The organism is Micromonospora luteifusca (assembly GCF_016907275.1).
GTDB classification, from domain to species: Bacteria; Actinomycetota; Actinomycetes; order Mycobacteriales; family Micromonosporaceae; genus Micromonospora; species Micromonospora luteifusca.
In genome coordinates, this window is record NZ_JAFBBP010000001.1 from 6777034 (window position 1) to 6793420 (window position 16387).

The window sequence follows — 16387 nt, forward strand, 5'->3', positions numbered from 1 at the left end:
GCAAGTCAACGGTCCGACGCGTGCGGGCGCTGTGCCCAGAAAAGGGTGTGTCCGCTGGTGCCTTCTGGAATGAAGTCCTCGGCGGTGATTGTCAGTCCTGCCTGTTGCAGCCATGAGCGGTAGGTGGAGGCATCGGCGTGACTCCACCACATGGCGGCGCCGCCGCCGAGCCAGTCGTCTTCCGTGCCGGTCCAGGCACTGTGGCCGACGGTGGCCAGCAGCCAGCCGCCGGGGCGTAGCCAACGGGCGATGCTCGTGATGAGTGGCGGTTGGCCGGCCAGGGGCATGTGGATGAAGGCGTAGAGACAGACCACGGCGTCGAACGAGGCCGGCGGCAGGTCGAGTCGGGTGGCGTCGGCCCGGACGAAGGTGGCGGTGGGTACCAGGCGGCGTGCCCGCTCAATCTGCACATCACTGATGTCGACGCCGGTGACATGGTGTCCAGCGTCGGCGAGGAAGCGAGCGGCCGGCACGCCACAGCCGCATCCGAGGTCGAGGACCGCTGCCGGGGCAGGTAGGCGACGGTGCAGGCCGGCCAGCCAGGGAGCGTACTGACCGTCGTCAGCATCGTCCGCCCGGTAGTGGTAGGAGAGTTCGTCGTACCCGCGGCGAACCACGTCACGCTCGTCGTCGCTGCCCATTGTGAGGACGCTACGAGTTCCAGTGCCGTTTGACGATTGATATGGCCGTGCCACCCGGCCTGTGCGGCGGCAGGCATCGTTACGTCGAGTCGACGGCTGCGGCCAATGCACGCACCGCCGGGGTCTCGTTGACTGTCCGCCATACCAATGCCCACCGGCATGGCGGGGCATCGCGGATGGGGGCGTAGACGATCCCCGGCCATGGGTAGAAACTGAGGGCTTCACCGGCCGAGCCCGAGACAACTTCTCCGGCCGCGACCGTCGACAGTATCTCGTGCCAGCTGGTGACGGTCGGCCCGCGAGGGATCGAGCGCCCAGACGGGGTGTGGAGCGGGTGGAAAACCTCCTCCATCGAGCGCGGCAACGCCGGAAGGTCCACCACGGTGCAGTCGCCGAGGTCCTCCAGGCATACCGATTCCCGCGCGGCGAGCGGATGACCGGCGCTCATGGCGAGCAGGATATTCGACGTGTGGACCACCGGCCCGACGGTCAGGTCCGGCTCGTGCAACGGCAGCCAGACCAGCGCGACGTCCACGTCGCCGGAGCGCAGTTCGTCGAGCGGGGCGGTCGGGTGAATCTCGCGCAGCCGCAGATCGGCAGCGGGATGACGCACCCGAAACCGGTCCACCAGCGCTTTGATCGTCCAGGCCTGCGCACCCATGCAGCCCAGCCGTACCACGCCGGTCACCGTGCCTGTTGTCGCGGCGGCGTCCTCGATCGCCTCGGTGATCTGCCGGTACCCGGCACTGAGCTGTTGATGCAGGCGCACACCGAGTGGCGTCAGCCGGACGGTCCTGGTCGTGCGGTCGAACAGCGCGGCCCCGACGCGCCGCTCCTGCTTCTTGATCGACTGGCTGACCCGGGCCGGGGTGATCCGCAGCCGCTCGGCGGTGCGGCCGAAGTGCAGCTCCTCTGCCAGCGCGAGGAAGATCTCGATGTCGCGCAGCTCCATCAGCCCTCCCGATTACCTCCGTTTCGCTTAACAGTACGGTGCCGAGGTTGTCGTTGATCCACTGGCCGACGCGGCGGACCCTGGTGGCGCCACTCGATCAGCCGGCGGTCACCTCGTGAACCGACCGCCGGCGATCCACCCATCAACGGAGACTCCCATGAACCAATACACACCGCGCCGCCGCCGTCTGCTCGGCGCCGCCGCCGCGACGATCGCGACCGGACTGATCGGCGTACGCACCGGTCCGGCGCTTGCCGCCGCGAGCGAAGACCCGGTCGCCATGCTCCGTCGTCACGTCGACCCGCTGGGTGACCTGAGTAACCTCGCACGCGTGGTCGGCGACGCCCGGGTCGTCGGACTCGGCGAGGCCAGTCACAGCGCGCACGAGTTCTTCACCCTCAAGCAGAACGTCTTCCAGCGCCTCGTCGCCGCCAAGGGTTTCACCACGTTCGTGTTGGAAGCCAGCTGGCACACCGGGCTCCGGCTGAACGACTACGTGGTCAACGGCGTGGGTGACCCGGCGCAGATCATGCGTGCGGAGTTCCAGGGCCAGTACATCTTCTGGAACACCCAGGAATACCTGGACCTCATCACCTGGATGCGTCGATACAACACCAGCCGGCGTGGACAGCACGTGCTCCGCTTCGTCGGCAACGACCTCGGTTACCCCGGTCCGAGACCCTTCCAGGAGGTGACCGGCTACCTCCGTCACCAACGGCCCGAACTCGTCGCCCGAATCGAAGCACTGTATTCGTCGCTGAAGCCTGCCGCTGACCTTCAGGCAGGCCCGTGGATGCGCGATCAGCTCACCAAGACGCAAGAGGCCCGCCAAGCCGACGCTGATCACGCCACCGCGGCGCTCAACCTCGTACGGGACCACGGCCGACCCACCCGAGCGGGCCACCGCGACAGTCGAGCCCACGCGTGGGCGGTGCAGAATGCCGTCGCGATCGCGCAGAGCTTCACCGCGTACGCGTTCCCGGACACGCAGTTTTCCGAGCGGATGCGGTTCCGCGACCGCGCGATGGCCGACAACACCGCCTGGTGGCTCAACCACCATGACGGCAAGATTCTGCTCGCCTCCAACAACGGCCACGTCGCGTACACCAGCGATGACCCAGCCGAATTTCCCCAGCCGGTCGGATCCTTCCTTCGCGAAAAGCTCGGTCGGGACTACATCAACATCGGTGTGACCTTCGGCCGGGGCACCGTGAACGCGTTGCCCGACTTCTTCACCGAACAACCCCAGACCTACACCGTCACGCCGCCGCCGCCCGGGCACAACGAGCACATCCTCGAACAGGTACACCGTCGCGACTACGTCCTCGACATGCGCACCGTCCGGTCCGCAGCCCACGAATGGCTCGACATCGCCCGGCCCACCCGCTCCTACGGCCTGTACTGGTCGACCGACAACCCGCTCACCGCACTGGCCCGGTCGTACGACATCCTCATCCACCTGCACGACGTTCGGGCAGGCCACCTGCGCTAACGCGAACACGCGAACGCCCACCACGGCGCCGAGGCGGCACACCCCGTCTCGGCGCCGCACGACGACAGCACCGGCACGCTGTTCTCCGCAGATCCGCCTTGTCGCGCACCGCATGGCCTTCGCCGGACGCGACGCTCGCTCCGCGGCAGATCCGGATACCGACCCGCCTGGAGCGGGACCAGATCGCAGCGCCGACCGTGAGGGCTGCGCATGTCGAGCCCACGCCTGAGAAGTGACCTGGCTCACGCGCTGTCACAACGATCGAAAACGCGGTGTCTTGAGGCCGAACACACAGAAACGAAAGGAAAACCCTTGAACCTCACACTGTGGATCGCCGCCGGACTGCTCGCACTGGTCGCCCTCGGCGGCGGCGTCAGCAAGACGTTCGTCCGCAAGCAAAAACTGGAAAAGCGCGTCGCCTCGGGGTGGGTCAAGGACGTCAGCCCTGGCTTCGTCAGGACCCTCGGGGTTCTCGAACTCCTGGCCGCGGTTGGCCTGGTCCTGCCCGCCGTGGTCGGCATCGCACCGGTCCTGGTACCGGTGACTGGCGTCTGCATGGCCTTGCTGATGGTCGGCGCGGTAATCACCCATGTGCGCTACCACGACGGCGCCAAGATCGTCGTGGTGGTCTCGGTCTATCTCGCTCTCGCAGCATTCATCGCGTGGGGCCGCTTCGGTCCCGAGGCCTTTACCGGCTGAACCAACCCACGCCTGTGGAGCGATCTGTCTTACGCAGATCACAACGATCGGCCGCGCCGTCCTGAGGCCGAAGCTGTCGAAACAAAGGAGACAACATGACCGGGAACACCGATGTCGTCGTGATCGGCGGCGGATACGCCGGCGTCATGGCGGCCAATCGCCTGACGCAGCGCGACGACGTGACAGTGACCCTCATCAACCCGCGCCCGACCTTCGTCGAGCGGATCCGTCTGCAGCAACTGGTGGGCGGGTCCGACGACGCGGTTGTCGACTACCCAGACGTCCTGGGCGAGGCCGTTCGGCTGGTGGTCGATTCCGTGATCGGCATTGACGCTGCCGGGCGCAGCGTGACGTTGGCGACGGGCGCCACGGTCGGCTACGACTACCTGATCTACGCGGTGGGCAGTGGCAGCGCCGACCCGGGCGTGCCCGGAGCGGCCGAGTTCGCCTACCCGATTGCCAGCCTGGAGGAGGCGCAACGGCTGCGCCCGGTCGTCGACGCCGCTCCCACTACGGCCCTGGTAACGGTTGTCGGCGCGGGCCCGACCGGCATCGAGACCGCCGCCGAGCTGGCGGAGAAGGGCCGCACCGTGACCCTGGTCTGCGGCGAGGTACTCGGCCCGTACCTACACCTGAAGGGTCGACGGTCGGTTGCCAAGCGGCTGGCCAAACTCGGCGTGACCGTGCTCGAAGGCCCCGACGCGCAGGTGACGGCCGTGACCCGCGATGCCGTGCAGCTCAGCGGCGGCCGCGAGCTGCGGAGCACGGTGACCATTTGGACCGCCGGATTCGGCGTGCCGGACCTGGCCGCGCGCAGCGGGCTGAGCACCGACGCCTTGGGCCGCCTGCTCACGGACGAGACATTGACGAGCGTGGACGACATGCGTATCACCGCGGCCGGTGATTCGGCGGCACCATCGGACCTGCCGTTTCGGATGAGCTGCCAGGCCGCCACGAGGATCGGCGCACATGCCGCCGACACGGTGCTGGCCCGGATCGCGGTTGAGCAGCCCAGGCCCATCAACCTGGGCTTTTTCGGCCAGTGCATCAGCCTGGGTCGTCGCGCCGGCATCTTCCAGTTCGCCTCCAAGGACGACACCGCGAATAGGTTTTACCTCGGCGGCCGCCCGGGCGCGAAGCTCAAGGAGTTCGTTTGCAAGCACACGCTTAAGCATCTCGCGGACGAGGCGCGCAAGCCCGGCTCGCTCACCTGGGTCAAGGATGACGAGCGCCGAGAGTCGCTGCGGGCCAAGCGCGGCGAGGCACCGGCCACCGCCGAACGGGCAGCCTAGCCACCAGGCATTCGTGGCCGGTCTGGTCGACCGTCAACGGATCTGGACCGCAGGTCGTGAGGCGGCGCCCCTTATTGCGGGCGCCGCAGCACGCATGCGTTCATCGGCGGCCCTTGAGCAACGGCCAGCTACCAACGAAAAGGACCTTGTGTGGATGCACGTTTGAATGCCTTCGGCAATCGGGGGCCGGCCGCGAAGGAGAGGGATCGAGAGATGAGCGACCACGCCGATGACTCGGCGACCGAGACTTTCGTGGCCCACCGCAACCTGCTCTTCACCGTCGCATACGAGATGCTCGGATCCGCGGCCGACGCCGAAGACGTACTCCAGGAAACCTGGCTGCGGTGGGTCAAGGCCGACCTGGGACAGGTGCGCGACCAGCGCGCCTACCTGGTACGGATCACGACCCGGCAGTCGCTCAATCGGCTGCGCACAATGAGGCGCCGCAGGGAGGCATATGTCGGCTCCTGGCTGCCCGAGCCGCTGCTCACCACGCCGGACGTGGCCGAGGACGTCGAGCTCGCCGAGAGCGTGTCGATGGCGCTGATGATCGTTCTCGAGAGGCTTTCGCCGACTGAGCGCGCCGTCTTCGTGCTGCGCGAGGCCTTCGGAATCGGCTACGACGAGATCGCAGCCGCCGTCGGCAAGAGCCCCGCGGCCGTCCGCCAGATCGCGCACCGCGCCCGCCAGCACGTCGACGCCCACCGCCCTCGCGAGGTGGTCTCCCCGAGTGAGACCCGGGCGGCTCTGGGCGCGTTCCAGCGCGCGGTCGAAACCAGGGACCTACAGGGCCTCCTCGACGTGCTCGCCCCTGACGTCGTCCTGGTGGGCGACGGCGGCGGCGTCAAGCAGGCCGCGCTGCGGCCGATCACCGGCGCTGAGAAGGTGGTCCGCATGTTCTTCGGTGGTCTAGGCAAGGTTGAAGGCACGCTCACTGGTGAACCGACCGTGGTCAACGGCAACCCGGCACTCCTCGTACGCCTGGACGGGGAGATCGACGGCGTCATGGCGATCCGCGTCGAGAACGCCCGCATCACCGGCCTGTACTACGTCCGCAACCCGGAGAAGCTGACCCGCGTCGAAGCCGAGACCCCGCTCACCCTGCGATGAACTGCGTGAGGGGTTCGGCTAGGTCGCTGTCCGGAGGATGGCCACGAGATCGTGGATGGTCTGTTGCGCGTCGAGTCGGTCCGCTTCGGTGGTCCACCCCTGATGCCACGCCCCGTCGGGACCGGCGACAAAGAGCAACGCCTCCAGTGCGGGGGCGGCGACGCCCGACGTCGACGCGGGAAGCAGCGCGATCTCTGTCTCGTCCGACAGCTCCACCAGTTCCGTCACGCGGTGTCGTAGGTGCTCCCCGCCGGGAACCGTCGCGGCGACGAGTGCTGCCGCGGCGACGACCTCGTCCGGGAAGAACTCCCGCCAGAGGAGGTCGCGGTTGTCCCGGACGTAGGTGAACATGTGCCGGAGTGCGTCGAGTTGCTGCTCTGGCGGCCGTTCGGCGAGTTCTTCGAGGAAGTCCAGGGCACCGTCGCTGCTGAATGGCCCGGTTCCGAACGTTCCCACGACACCCTCTCCTGGAGGCGGTACGGGCCGGTTACCGCCCACTCGAGGACCAATCCGGACGCCCCAAGCGTACGAGGCGCTCGAATCCGGTCTGGATGTCACCACTGAGCCCTGCGGACGCTGCCGCATGAGCGCGTGTCGGCTCAGCCGGCTGGGGAACTCCACGTTGTGGTCATGGCAACGATCCGCGCGGCAACCGCGTCTGGATCGACGAGTTGGTGCAGATGTCCACCGGGCACCTCGGCTACGCCCCACCCGCGCTTGCGCGACTCCTGCGCCATGCGGTCGTACGGCGGCCCGAACAGCAGATACCCACATGGCCGATGGTCCCAGCCCGCGGGGACAGGAATGTGTTGCTCGTAGTAGCTGATCGGAAGCCTGGGCTGCTCGGCCGAGACGGCCCACCTGGTCTCGGGGTCGGGGAACAGCGATGCGACGTCCTCCTCGTCCCACCACGTCGTCCACTGCGGCAGCCGACCCCGCGTGACCTTCGTCCGCAGGTGGGTCAGCCGCTCGGGTGATGCGGCGGGCGTGGCTCCGGCCCGCGGGGGCAGACGGGCATCAACGAAGAGACATCCGACGACCGGACGCCGCGCCGCCTGCACGGCAACCGGGACCAGCAGACCGGCGTTGCTGTGCGCTACCAACACGATTGGCTGATCCTGCGGTAGGTGGGAGAGGCTTTCGTTGATGGCCGCGCTGATTCGCGGCCAGAACGGGGGGTCGTCTTCGTCGGCCACGTCGATCAGCGATGGCACAACCGTCTCGGCGCCCAGACTTGCGAGCCGGGCCGCCACGGGTGTCCACGTCCGAGGACCCAGCAACAGGCTGTGCATCAGCACGAACCCAGTCTTCACCCGTTCATCATCGACGACGCTGTCTGCCGTCCGCTACCCGAGCCGTCCATGCCGGATGGAACAGGACCGCGCCCGCATCTGCGCCCGGCACGCGGCGCCCGTTCGTCGGCGGAGCCGCGAGCGCCGGCCAGGTCCCGGAGGCCAGCCGCAGCAGGTGGGGATGCATCCTCGGCATCCGGGGCCTGCGGCAACGGCGAGGTGTTTGAGCCGACAGGTGGCGGCGTGCCGGCCCGTCCACCCCGGGGTGAGCCCACTATGGCTGTGAAATACCCAGGCGTTCCTGTGTTCCTCTCGGTAGGGTCGCCAGCGCCGTACTGGTCGGCCAGCGGCATGGCGGCGCGACCTGCCGCCGCCCTTGCGGCCGCGCCAGCCCGCCGACCGATGTCGTGATGCCCAGCCGAAACCGGAGGCCCCCAGGCAATGGCCCGCAAGACATACCAGGTCATCGTGCGCGGCAAGTTCGCGCAACTCGATGACGAGCAGCGGGCCGCGCTGCTCGCCAAGGCTGACGAACACGACGTGTTTCGGGCGAAGTTCACCGAGGAAGGCACCGTGACCTACGAGCGGTCCCTGCTCGCCTTCACCTTCCGCTGTCTGGTTCCGGCCAGCGACGAGGATCGGGAAGCGAACGTGATTGGCAAGGCGGAAGCGCTCGCGGCAGCCGCCGTCTCGGGAATCGGTGCCGGCTACCGCGACCTCAAGTCGGTGTCGACCGACCTCGACGACATCAAGATCCGCCGGCGGGATCACCGACACTCGTACCACCACGTATGAGCGCCAGCCTGCCCGGAGCGGGCTGCGAGTGCATCGACTCAGTCACTGCATGATGGTGACCGGTGGGTGCTCCTGCGAGGCGGTGCACCGGTAGACCTGGAGTGTGTAGCCACGGCCAATCTCCACCTGGGTCGGGGTGTGGTCGACCGACTCGTCCTCGGCAGTGATGGGACGCCAGCTTCGGGTGTCGCCGTCCCATTCGTCGCTGGGGATGGTGAGAAGGGGTTCGAGCGGAGCGCCGCAGCACCGGAGCTCATCAGGGCCCGCCGGGCTCCGGAAGGTGAAGAAAGCGGACCAGCCACCGACCTTCCAACCGGGAGCGATGGACAGATCGCCCCGGTAACCCGGATGCTTCTCGTCCGGTGACTGGAGGAGCTCCCTCTCCCGCGAGATGATGCGGTCCGCCAGCTTGTCATCCAGCTCGTGATAAGCCGGGTACTCGATGACCTGCTCCGGGTGCAAGACGCAAGGTTCCGGCACGTAATAGCCCTGGCCGACGAAGGCCGGCTCGGGCGGGTGCATCAGCAGCTTCCGCACGCTTGTGGACCGCCGCCACCGTAGGTGCACCGCCGACCGCGCATCCATGATTTCGTCGAACGGGCACCACAGCACCTGAAGCATGTCCATGCCATCCGGACAGGGCAGATCAGGGACGTCCCGGGCGTAGAGCTGCGCCAGCGGGATGAGCGGCAGCGGCTCCGCCGGCAGCAGCGCCGGGTCGTAACCGGCAGCTACGCGGTCGATGACCACCTTCTCATCGCCAGTGAGCAGATTCGTTCCCGGCGGCCTGGGCCGTTGCCACGCCGCGGCGAGGATCCGTCGACGCGTGCGGACGTCCTCCAGGGTCGTCAACTCGTACGGCTCGTGCTCGTCGCTGCATGTCGGCCAGGCCTCGCCTACCGGCCACAGCAAGGGCCCACCCACCGAGCTGTCATGCACGGTCGGGTCTCCTGGGCGGGGATGAAGGCGGGTGGCGGTCCTGGCCTTCGCTGCCAGTTCCGGAAACAACGAGACCACATCCAACGGACGCGGTGGGGTGCTGCGCGTCATGGTTCCCTCTCTTGATCACCGGCCTGCATCCAACCACGTGGCGCTGACAGAAGAGGAGCCGTCACAGCCCGCTGAGCATCCGGTCAGGTCTCGGGACGCGGGTGACACGTCCGGCTACACAACTGCTCAGGAGGCAACTAGTCTGCGCGCATGGCAGACCTGGGAGCGGTCGCTGTCGAGCTCTGATCGCCGTCAGAGCCGGGCATAGCATGCGGCCTGTGCAGCTGAGCCAACGTGAGCAGGTGCTGGTACGCCTGGCCAAGTACCTCGGGCGATGCCGAGTGTCACACACGTTGCGAGTGGCCATCGACGGGCCCGACGCTGCGGGGAAAACCCGTCTGGCGGACAACCTCGCCCACCTGTTGGGCCAACAGCGGGAAGTGATCCGGCTCAGCGTGGACCGCTTCCACCGACCGGCAGCTGCGCGTCGACAACGCGGCTCCTTGTCCGCCGAGGGCTACCACCGGGACTCGTTCGACAACGACACCATCATCGACTCCGTCCTGCGCCCGCTTGGACCCGGAGGCGACGGACGCTACCTCCCCGCAACGTACGACTATCGAGCTGACGAGCCTGTGCCGCCGACGTACCAGCGAGCCCCGGCCCGTGGGATCCTGCTGTTCGACGGCGTCTTCCTCCTACGCCCTGAACTGCGCGACTACTGGGACGTGGCGCTATACCTGCACGTCGCACCAGAGGTGACACTGCGGCGTGCCCTGAAACGCGATCTTGACCTGTTCGGCTCGGCGGCTGCCGTGGAACAGCGGTACCACGGCCGGTACCTGCCCGGGCAGGAGTTGTACCGCGCAGAGGCGCAGCCACTTGACCGAGCAGACATCGTGCTCGACATGGGCAACCCACTCAACCCCACCATGCTGTGCTGGGCCGCCGATGCCGAACCGGACAGCCACGGGGAGCGGGGTCAACCGCCGGCCAAGTGAGTACGAACGGCGGTCGGCCCGGTCTACGAGTCGTCTCGGCCCTGCCAGGTTGTCACACAAGCCTCGTTACCCTCGATATCGGCGAGAACCCAGTAGGCGGGAGCATGGGACGCGGACACGAGCCGGCCACCGGCCGTCAGCGCGGCTTCGATCCGCCGTGGTGCCTCGTCGTGCGGGACACAGATGTCGAAGTGGATGCGATTCCGGCCCGGGCGTGGCTGATCCATTTGCTGAAACCACATCGCCGGACCCTGCCCAACCGGGTCGACGATCGGATCCTTGGGACCGTCGGCTCCCGCCTCGGCCGTGTAGCCCAGCACGGCCTTCCAGAACGGCCGGACCGCTGCGATGTCGAGCGCGTCGATGGCGATCTCCACGAGCTGGACCGACCTCGGCGCTCCCGTACCAATCTCAGGCTCCGTCCGTAGCCCGACGTTCCGCATGGCGGCGGAAAGCCGATGCGCAAGGTCGATATCGCAAGCGGTAAGCGCCGCCTGATCCACCGACTGCAGGGTCAACACGACCCGGTCTGGCCGGATGTCGACGCGTAGGTGCCCATCGGCGTCGCTACCGCATGCCGCCACCACGCGCGCCGCCACCTCGGTTGCCTGGACCAATGAGCCGACGCGGACCGACGTGCGCAAAGCGCCCAACAAATACCGCCATCCCTGGTCGCTGATCGCGTCCGAGGCCGCCCGCCGACTCAGTGTCTGTTCCATGTCGGCATCCTCACATGCGCCCCAATGGCCGTAGTGGTGGTGATGGCCTTCGTTTGGGAAGCTATTGCGCCCGACGGGGACCTGCGCGCACCGCTCATCATCGGCGCGGCTTATGGCTTGCTGGGATTCGGGATGTGGCGGCGACACCTCTGCCGACAGGGATCGAAACGGCATCGCCGCACTGGCACACTTGCGGACATGGTCGACTGGTATACGCAGGCCGATGCGGGTGGCGACATCATTCGGATCTCGGAACCGCACGTCAACGAGCTGCTGTCGGCGAACTTCTGGTGGTTGCGCGGCAACGATCGCGACATGGTGATCGATGCCGGGCTCGGTGTCGTCGCCTTGCGGGAGGCAATTCCGGGCCTGTTCGAGCGTGATCCGATGGTCCTGCTCACCCACGCGCACCTCGATCACGTGGGTGGGGCGGCGGAGTTCGCTGACCGGGCCGCCCACCCCGCCGAGGCGGAGCTCTTGGCGACGGGTGTGCCAGCGAGCCTGTACGGCGCGGAGCTCTACGACAAACTCGGGATCGACGCAGCGGGCGAACCAGTCCCGGAGCTCATGATCGACGTCCTGCCGAGTCCCGGCTACGACCCGGCTGCCTACCGCGTCGAGCCCATGACCGTGAGCCGGATGCTCGACGACGGCGACCGGATCGACCTGGGCGGGCGCGAACTGACCGTGCTGCACCTTCCCGGGCACACACCGGGAAGCATCGCGCTGTTGGAGGAGCGTACCGGGACGCTGTACTCCGGCGACATCATCTACGACGGTTACTTGATCGACAACCTGCCGAACTCCGACGTGGCTGCCTACCGGCGAAGCATGGAGTTCCTCGCCGACCTCGACGTGTCCGTCGTCCATCCCGGCCACGGGCACAGCTTCGACAGGACCCGCCTTCGCCAGTTGGCCGAGGCCTACCTGCGCAGGACAGGCTCGGGCTGAGTCGTTCGAGGCGTGGACGGCAGGCTACGGCGCAGCATGTCGGGAATGCCGGGCGGCTCGGTTCCAGGAGAGGATGTGGCGACCGTGGCCGCACCAGCCTGAGGAGATTCAGCATGGCGATCCAGCGGATGGACAACGTCCTCATCGTTGTCGAGGACCTTGACGCGGTCATCTCGTTCTTCGTCGAACTCGGTATGGAGCTGGAGGGCCGAGGGCCCGCCGAGGGGCGTTGGGTCGAGCGTGTCATCGGGATCGACGACGTCCGGCAGGAGGTCGCGATGCTGCGGACCCCGGACGGCCATGGCAAGGTCGAACTGGCGATGTTCCATACCCCTGAGGCGGTCACCGCCGAGCCGAAGGACGCACCGGCGAACACGTTGGGCATTCGCCGCATCATGTTCGCCGTCGACGACATCGAGGACGTCATCGCCCGGCTGCGCAACCACGGGGCCGAACTCGTCGGGGAGCTGGCACAGTACGAGGACATCTATCGGCTCTGCTACGTCCGAGGCCCCGAGGGCATCCTCGTCGGACTGGCCGAACAGCTCAGGTGACAGTCCCGGCGGGGCGTCCGCCGAGGGTCGGGGTCACGCGACCAGGGTGCCGCCGTCGACGGTCACCACCGTGCCGGTGGCGTAGGTCGCCCGCAGGAGGTACACGAACGCCTCGGCGACCTCCTCCGGCTCGCCCACCCGACCGAGCGGAAGCGACTCGCTGAGCTGGGCGTACATCTGCTCTCGGGTTTCCTGCGGCAGCGGGTCCCAGAGCGGCGAGCGGATCACTCCGGCGGAGACGGCGTTGACCCGGAGCGGGGCGAGTTCGACGGCGAGCGCGCGGACCAGCGCGTCGATCGCCCCGGTGATGCTGGCCGCCACCGACCAGCCGGCACTCGGCCGGTGGTTGGCGGTGCCGGTGGTGAGGGTGATCGACCCGCCTGGGCGCAGGTACGGGAGCGCCGCGTTGACCGCCGACAGGGAACCGAAATAGCGCAGGTCGAAGGCGGTACGGGCGGCGGAGAGGTCGAGGGCGTCGACGGACATCAGCGCGAGCGGTTCACCGGCGGTGTAGACGAGGTGGTCGAACGCGCCGAGACGCTGGAACAGTCGGGCCACGTCGCCGGGGTCGGTGAGGTTGGCGGCGTACCCTTGGCTGCCGGCCGGCAGGGTCGCCAGGGCGCGGTCCACGCTGCGCTGGTTGCTGGAGGCGACCGCAACCTGGGCGCCCTCGCGGGCGGCCCGGGTGGCGGTGGCGAGCCCGATTCCCGAGGTTCCGCCGAGTACGACGACGCGCTGCTCGCTGAGGTTCATGATCGTGTCCTTCCGGATTCGTGGTGGAACGGTTCCCACCATGCGTCGGCCACGACGCCCACGTCCAAGACCTCTTTCACCTGCTGTGATGCCCAACGGGCATTAACCTGGTCATACCCGGTGCGTATCCTGGGGCGGCCGGAAGCGTGAACCGTACGGGGGCCGGATGGACGTCGATCTGCGGAAGCTCCGCTACTTCGTGGCGGTCGCCGAGGAGCTGCACTTCGGCCGGGCCGCGGCCCGCCTGCACATCGCCCAGCCGGTCCTGTCGCGCCAGATCCGGGCTTTCGAGCATGAGCTCCGCGCCGAGCTCTTCGTCCGGGACCGTCGCTCCACCGCACTGACCGAGGCCGGCCACCAACTGTTGGCCGACGCTCGTCCGCTGCTCGCCTCGGCCGAGGCACTGCGTCGGCGGGTGCAACAGGCCGCGCACGGTAGGCCGACGTTCACCATCGCGTTCATGCCCGGCATCATCGTCACCGCCGAGGCTCGCGCGATCGCCGACCTCCATCCCGACCTGTCCGTCGGTGTCGTTCGCACCTCGTGGAACGACCAGGCCGAGGTGGTGCGCGAGGGGCGTGCCGACGTCAGTTACGTGCGGCTTCCGATCGACCAGCGTGGCCTGAGCCTGCGTCCACTGTTCACCGAACCCCGTGTCGTAGTCCTGCCCCAGGAGCACCGGCTGGCCGGCAAGGAGGCGGTCGACCTCGCTGAGCTGGTCGAGGAGCGGCTGCTCCAGGACCCGAACGCGGTGCCCGAGTGGCGGGACCTGCCGAACCGCCCGATGGATTCCGACCCCCGCCCCCGACCCGAGCTGAACTCTGTCGAGGAGAAGCTGGAGCACGTGGCCGCGTATGCCGGGATGGTGATCCTGCCGCTGTCGACCGCGACGTTTTACACCAGGCCGGACGTCGTCCATGTGCCCGTCGACGATCTCGGGCACAACCAGGTGTGCCTGGCCTGGGCCGAGGACAATCGGTCGCCGCTGGTGCGGGAATTCGTCGAGATCGCGGCGCGGCAGGCGCAGGCGGCGGACCGCACGCCTCGGGCGACCCGCGATTAGGGACGGTCGGTGCTTAGGCTCCATTCATGTTCCGTACGGCCCGACCCGGTGACTTCGCGCAGATCATCCGCCTCTACCGGCAGCTGAACCCCGACGATCCGGTTCTGGATGATGGGTCTGACGCGGCGGCCTTCCAGGAGATCCTCGCCTCTCCAGCGCTGCGTCTCTTCGTCCTCGAACTGGACGGGGTTGTCGTCGCCACGACGTACCTCAACGTGATCCCCAATCTCAGCCGGTCGGCATCGCCCTACGCCGTCATCGAGAACGTCGTCGTCGAGAAATCGCGGCGAGGCACCGGTCTGGGGCGCCAGATCATGGCCGACACGCTCCAGGCCGCCTGGGATGCGGGCTGCTACAAGGCCATGCTGATGACGGGCTCGCGCAACCCCGCCACCCACGGCTTCTACCGAGCCTGCGGTTTCTCCGCCGACGTCAAGACCGCGTATCTCGCCCGACCACCGGCACCCCAGGGCTAGGTCAGTCGGGGAAGGTCTCACGCAGCGCCGGACCCAGCGACCGGCCGGTCGTCGGCTCGATGAACAGCTCGGCGAGCAGGAGGTCGGCGAGGTGGCTGAGGTTGATGCCCGACTCCTTACGGCCGAGGGCCTGCATCGCACCGCCGAGCCGCAGGGCGACCTTCGCCGCACCGGCCGGCAGGCGGGCGACCCGTCGGCGCCGGCCGACCGCCTCGGAGATGCGCCCGATCATGTCGGCCCAGGTGAGGTTCTCGTCGGCGACCGGGATGTCCGCGCCGCTGGCCTGTTCCAGGGCATCCACCGCGACCTCGGCGACGCTGCGGGCCGAGGCCGCGGCGCTCCCGCCGGTCGGGGCGACCAGAGGGGTACGCGAGCGCGCCCACCGGTCCAGCGGCCCGGCCCAGTTCGGCAGCCGGTCACCGGCCCGGCCGAAGACGAAGGGCAGTTCGAGTACGGCGACCGGCAGGCCCGGGCCTGCGGCGGCGCGCCCCTCCCGGGCCTGCTCCAGACGGCACCGGATGTACGTGTGCTGCTCGGCGAGCCGCCACTGCGGGTGGAGCCGGTCGAAATAGGTGTAGTAGGAGCCCATGACGACCCCGCGGGTGAGACCCTCCTGACGGGCGGCGGCGAACAGGCGCACCAACGGCTCGACGTTGTCGCGGCGAAACGCCGGGTAAATCGGCTTGGGCAGCGGCCGTTGCTCGTCGGTGCGCGTCGCGTACACGACGCCGTCCTGACCGGTGAGCAGCGCGCGCAGTTCGTCGATCGAGGCCGACCCGGCATCGAGCAGGTGATCGACACCCGGATGGGCGGTACGCGCCACGGTGGTCGCCGTATGACCGCGCTCGCGCAGCACGTCCACCACGTGAGCGCCGATCAGACCACTGCCACCTACCACAAGAATTCGCACACCTGATCGTCCACTCCTGAGCCCACTGCCTGTCAAGCCTCGAACCCGTCGGCAGTCGGATAGGTTCGAGGTGCTGGACGCATCGTCGTGAAACGGGGTTGAGGATGCCGGAGCCGCGCGCCTTCTGGCTGGACGAGCAGTTCGACCGCGAGCGCGGCACCGACGGGCGCGGCCGGTACGAGGCCGAGGTGATCGCCCGGATCGACGAGTTCGCCGACAGCTGGAACGATTTCGCGCCGGTCGCGTTCGCGGCGACGGCCTGGCGGGTGGCCAGCGAGCTGTCGCCCGGCTTCGTCCGCTGGCATCGGCGGATTGTCGCGGCGACCTGCGCCCGCAGCCCGTGGGACGGCAGCATGGTCTGCGCGGTGACGGTGGTGTCCCGCTGGCCGGCCGAACTCACCTGGACGAAACAGTGGCAGCGTGACCGTGGTTGGCGGGACTGGCCCCAGGTCTTCGGTCAGTTCACGACACCGACGCAGCAGGATCAGACGCGCAGCCCGCATCTGCGCGCGCTGCTTCAGGTGGAGGCCCCGGTCCCGCTCGACAACCTGCCGCCGGCGCCCGAAGGGCCGGACGACGATGTCGCGTCCGCGGCGCGTCGGGCCGTCGTGGTGCTCGTTCGGGAACTCAACGACCTTCTCGTGCCGATGATCGGCCAGCTCGAAGCCGGGGTGCCGGCGGACTCCTGAGTCCGCAC

19 protein-coding genes are annotated in these 16387 nt (G+C 68.3%); 11 read left to right on the forward strand and 8 right to left on the reverse strand.

Annotated features, from left to right (window positions below; genetic code table 11):
* Positions 1-5: 5 nt before the first annotated feature.
* Entirely contained in the window at positions 6-641 is a 636-nt protein-coding gene (locus JOD64_RS30700) for a class I SAM-dependent methyltransferase (RefSeq protein ID WP_204945469.1), read from the reverse strand.
* Between the two features lie 79 nt (positions 642-720).
* A complete protein-coding gene (locus JOD64_RS30705; protein ID WP_204945470.1) occupies positions 721-1593 on the reverse strand; it encodes a LysR family transcriptional regulator in 873 nt (290 codons plus the stop codon).
* A gap of 157 nt (positions 1594-1750) precedes the next feature.
* Between JOD64_RS30705 and JOD64_RS30710 the strand changes: the two genes are divergently transcribed.
* The 4 genes from JOD64_RS30710 (at position 1751) to JOD64_RS30725 (ending at position 6186) form a co-directional block, all read left to right on the forward strand.
* A complete protein-coding gene (locus JOD64_RS30710; RefSeq protein ID WP_204945471.1) occupies positions 1751-3085 on the forward strand; it encodes an erythromycin esterase family protein in 1335 nt (444 codons plus the stop codon).
* 312 nt (positions 3086-3397) lie between these two features.
* Positions 3398-3784, forward strand: a complete 387-nt coding sequence (locus tag JOD64_RS30715) for a DoxX family protein (protein WP_204945472.1) — start codon at positions 3398-3400, stop codon at positions 3782-3784.
* 95 nt (positions 3785-3879) lie between these two features.
* Positions 3880-5076 carry an NAD(P)/FAD-dependent oxidoreductase gene (locus tag JOD64_RS30720; RefSeq protein ID WP_204945473.1) on the forward strand — a complete coding sequence of 399 codons (1197 nt, stop codon included), beginning with the start codon at positions 3880-3882 and terminating at the stop codon, positions 5074-5076.
* Between the two features lie 213 nt (positions 5077-5289).
* Positions 5290-6186 (forward strand): RNA polymerase sigma-70 factor, encoded by an 897-nt coding sequence (locus JOD64_RS30725; protein WP_204945474.1) that lies wholly within the window; start codon positions 5290-5292, stop codon positions 6184-6186.
* An 18-nt stretch (positions 6187-6204) separates the two neighbouring features.
* Here JOD64_RS30725 and JOD64_RS30730 read toward each other — a convergent pair whose 3' ends face one another.
* The gene (locus tag JOD64_RS30730; RefSeq protein ID WP_204945475.1) at positions 6205-6642 is read right to left on the reverse strand and encodes a DUF4259 domain-containing protein; all 438 of its coding nucleotides are present in this window, start codon (positions 6640-6642) and stop codon (positions 6205-6207) included.
* Positions 6643-6785: 143 nt separating this feature from the next.
* Complete coding sequence (locus tag JOD64_RS30735; RefSeq protein ID WP_239561937.1) at positions 6786-7478, reverse strand: alpha/beta hydrolase; 693 nt, start codon at positions 7476-7478, stop codon at positions 6786-6788.
* A gap of 441 nt (positions 7479-7919) precedes the next feature.
* Between JOD64_RS30735 and JOD64_RS30740 the strand changes: the two genes are divergently transcribed.
* Positions 7920-8273 carry a DUF6204 family protein gene (locus JOD64_RS30740; RefSeq protein WP_204945477.1) on the forward strand — a complete coding sequence of 118 codons (354 nt, stop codon included), beginning with the start codon at positions 7920-7922 and terminating at the stop codon, positions 8271-8273.
* Between the two features lie 42 nt (positions 8274-8315).
* Here the strand turns inward: JOD64_RS30740 and JOD64_RS30745 are convergent, their stop codons facing one another.
* Entirely contained in the window at positions 8316-9023 is a 708-nt protein-coding gene (locus JOD64_RS30745) for a hypothetical protein (RefSeq protein ID WP_204945478.1), read from the reverse strand.
* Between the two features lie 518 nt (positions 9024-9541).
* Here JOD64_RS30745 and JOD64_RS30750 point away from each other — a divergent pair.
* Positions 9542-10264 (forward strand): nucleoside/nucleotide kinase family protein, encoded by a 723-nt coding sequence (locus JOD64_RS30750; protein ID WP_204945479.1) that lies wholly within the window; start codon positions 9542-9544, stop codon positions 10262-10264.
* 23 nt (positions 10265-10287) lie between these two features.
* Here JOD64_RS30750 and JOD64_RS30755 read toward each other — a convergent pair whose 3' ends face one another.
* Positions 10288-10983 (reverse strand): 4a-hydroxytetrahydrobiopterin dehydratase family protein, encoded by a 696-nt coding sequence (locus JOD64_RS30755; protein ID WP_204945480.1) that lies wholly within the window; start codon positions 10981-10983, stop codon positions 10288-10290.
* A gap of 24 nt (positions 10984-11007) precedes the next feature.
* Between JOD64_RS30755 and JOD64_RS30760 the strand changes: the two genes are divergently transcribed.
* Complete coding sequence (locus JOD64_RS30760; RefSeq protein WP_204945481.1) at positions 11008-11934, forward strand: MBL fold metallo-hydrolase; 927 nt, start codon at positions 11008-11010, stop codon at positions 11932-11934.
* 113 nt (positions 11935-12047) lie between these two features.
* Positions 12048-12488: a VOC family protein gene (locus JOD64_RS30765; protein WP_204945482.1), complete on the forward strand. Its 441-nt coding sequence runs from the start codon at positions 12048-12050 to the stop codon at positions 12486-12488.
* A 33-nt stretch (positions 12489-12521) separates the two neighbouring features.
* Here JOD64_RS30765 and JOD64_RS30770 read toward each other — a convergent pair whose 3' ends face one another.
* Entirely contained in the window at positions 12522-13241 is a 720-nt protein-coding gene (locus JOD64_RS30770) for an SDR family oxidoreductase (protein WP_204945483.1), read from the reverse strand.
* Between the two features lie 166 nt (positions 13242-13407).
* Here JOD64_RS30770 and JOD64_RS30775 point away from each other — a divergent pair, with 166 nt between their 5' ends.
* Positions 13408-14304 carry a LysR family transcriptional regulator gene (locus JOD64_RS30775; RefSeq protein WP_204945484.1) on the forward strand — a complete coding sequence of 299 codons (897 nt, stop codon included), beginning with the start codon at positions 13408-13410 and terminating at the stop codon, positions 14302-14304.
* A gap of 26 nt (positions 14305-14330) precedes the next feature.
* Entirely contained in the window at positions 14331-14780 is a 450-nt protein-coding gene (locus tag JOD64_RS30780; protein WP_204945485.1) for a GNAT family N-acetyltransferase, read from the forward strand.
* 1 nt (position 14781) lies between these two features.
* Here the strand turns inward: JOD64_RS30780 and JOD64_RS30785 are convergent, their stop codons facing one another.
* Positions 14782-15690, reverse strand: a complete 909-nt coding sequence (locus tag JOD64_RS30785; RefSeq protein WP_204945486.1) for an NAD-dependent epimerase/dehydratase family protein — start codon at positions 15688-15690, stop codon at positions 14782-14784.
* Between the two features lie 104 nt (positions 15691-15794).
* Here JOD64_RS30785 and JOD64_RS30790 point away from each other — a divergent pair, with 104 nt between their 5' ends.
* Entirely contained in the window at positions 15795-16379 is a 585-nt protein-coding gene (locus JOD64_RS30790; RefSeq protein ID WP_239559733.1) for a hypothetical protein, read from the forward strand.
* The last annotated feature ends 8 nt before the right edge of the window (positions 16380-16387 follow it).

What these genes read in the sequence shown, in the direction of transcription:
- JOD64_RS30700 (WP_204945469.1), bottom strand. Translation starts at nt 641, where the DNA reads ATGGGCAGCGACGACGAGCGTGACGTGGTTCGCCGCGGGTACGACGAA.
- JOD64_RS30705 (WP_204945470.1), bottom strand. Translation starts at nt 1,593, where the DNA reads ATGGAGCTGCGCGACATCGAGATCTTCCTCGCGCTGGCAGAGGAGCTG.
- JOD64_RS30710 (WP_204945471.1), top strand. Translation starts at nt 1,751, where the DNA reads ATGAACCAATACACACCGCGCCGCCGCCGTCTGCTCGGCGCCGCCGCC.
- JOD64_RS30720 (WP_204945473.1), top strand. Translation starts at nt 3,880, where the DNA reads ATGACCGGGAACACCGATGTCGTCGTGATCGGCGGCGGATACGCCGGC.
- JOD64_RS30725 (WP_204945474.1), top strand. Translation starts at nt 5,290, where the DNA reads ATGAGCGACCACGCCGATGACTCGGCGACCGAGACTTTCGTGGCCCAC.
- JOD64_RS30735 (WP_239561937.1), bottom strand. Translation starts at nt 7,478, where the DNA reads ATGCACAGCCTGTTGCTGGGTCCTCGGACGTGGACACCCGTGGCGGCC.
- JOD64_RS30740 (WP_204945477.1), top strand. Translation starts at nt 7,920, where the DNA reads ATGGCCCGCAAGACATACCAGGTCATCGTGCGCGGCAAGTTCGCGCAA.
- JOD64_RS30755 (WP_204945480.1), bottom strand. Translation starts at nt 10,983, where the DNA reads ATGGAACAGACACTGAGTCGGCGGGCGGCCTCGGACGCGATCAGCGAC.
- JOD64_RS30760 (WP_204945481.1), top strand. Translation starts at nt 11,008, where the DNA reads ATGGCCGTAGTGGTGGTGATGGCCTTCGTTTGGGAAGCTATTGCGCCC.
- JOD64_RS30765 (WP_204945482.1), top strand. Translation starts at nt 12,048, where the DNA reads ATGGCGATCCAGCGGATGGACAACGTCCTCATCGTTGTCGAGGACCTT.
- JOD64_RS30770 (WP_204945483.1), bottom strand. Translation starts at nt 13,241, where the DNA reads ATGAACCTCAGCGAGCAGCGCGTCGTCGTACTCGGCGGAACCTCGGGA.
- JOD64_RS30775 (WP_204945484.1), top strand. Translation starts at nt 13,408, where the DNA reads ATGGACGTCGATCTGCGGAAGCTCCGCTACTTCGTGGCGGTCGCCGAG.
- JOD64_RS30780 (WP_204945485.1), top strand. Translation starts at nt 14,331, where the DNA reads ATGTTCCGTACGGCCCGACCCGGTGACTTCGCGCAGATCATCCGCCTC.
- JOD64_RS30790 (WP_239559733.1), top strand. Translation starts at nt 15,795, where the DNA reads ATGCCGGAGCCGCGCGCCTTCTGGCTGGACGAGCAGTTCGACCGCGAG.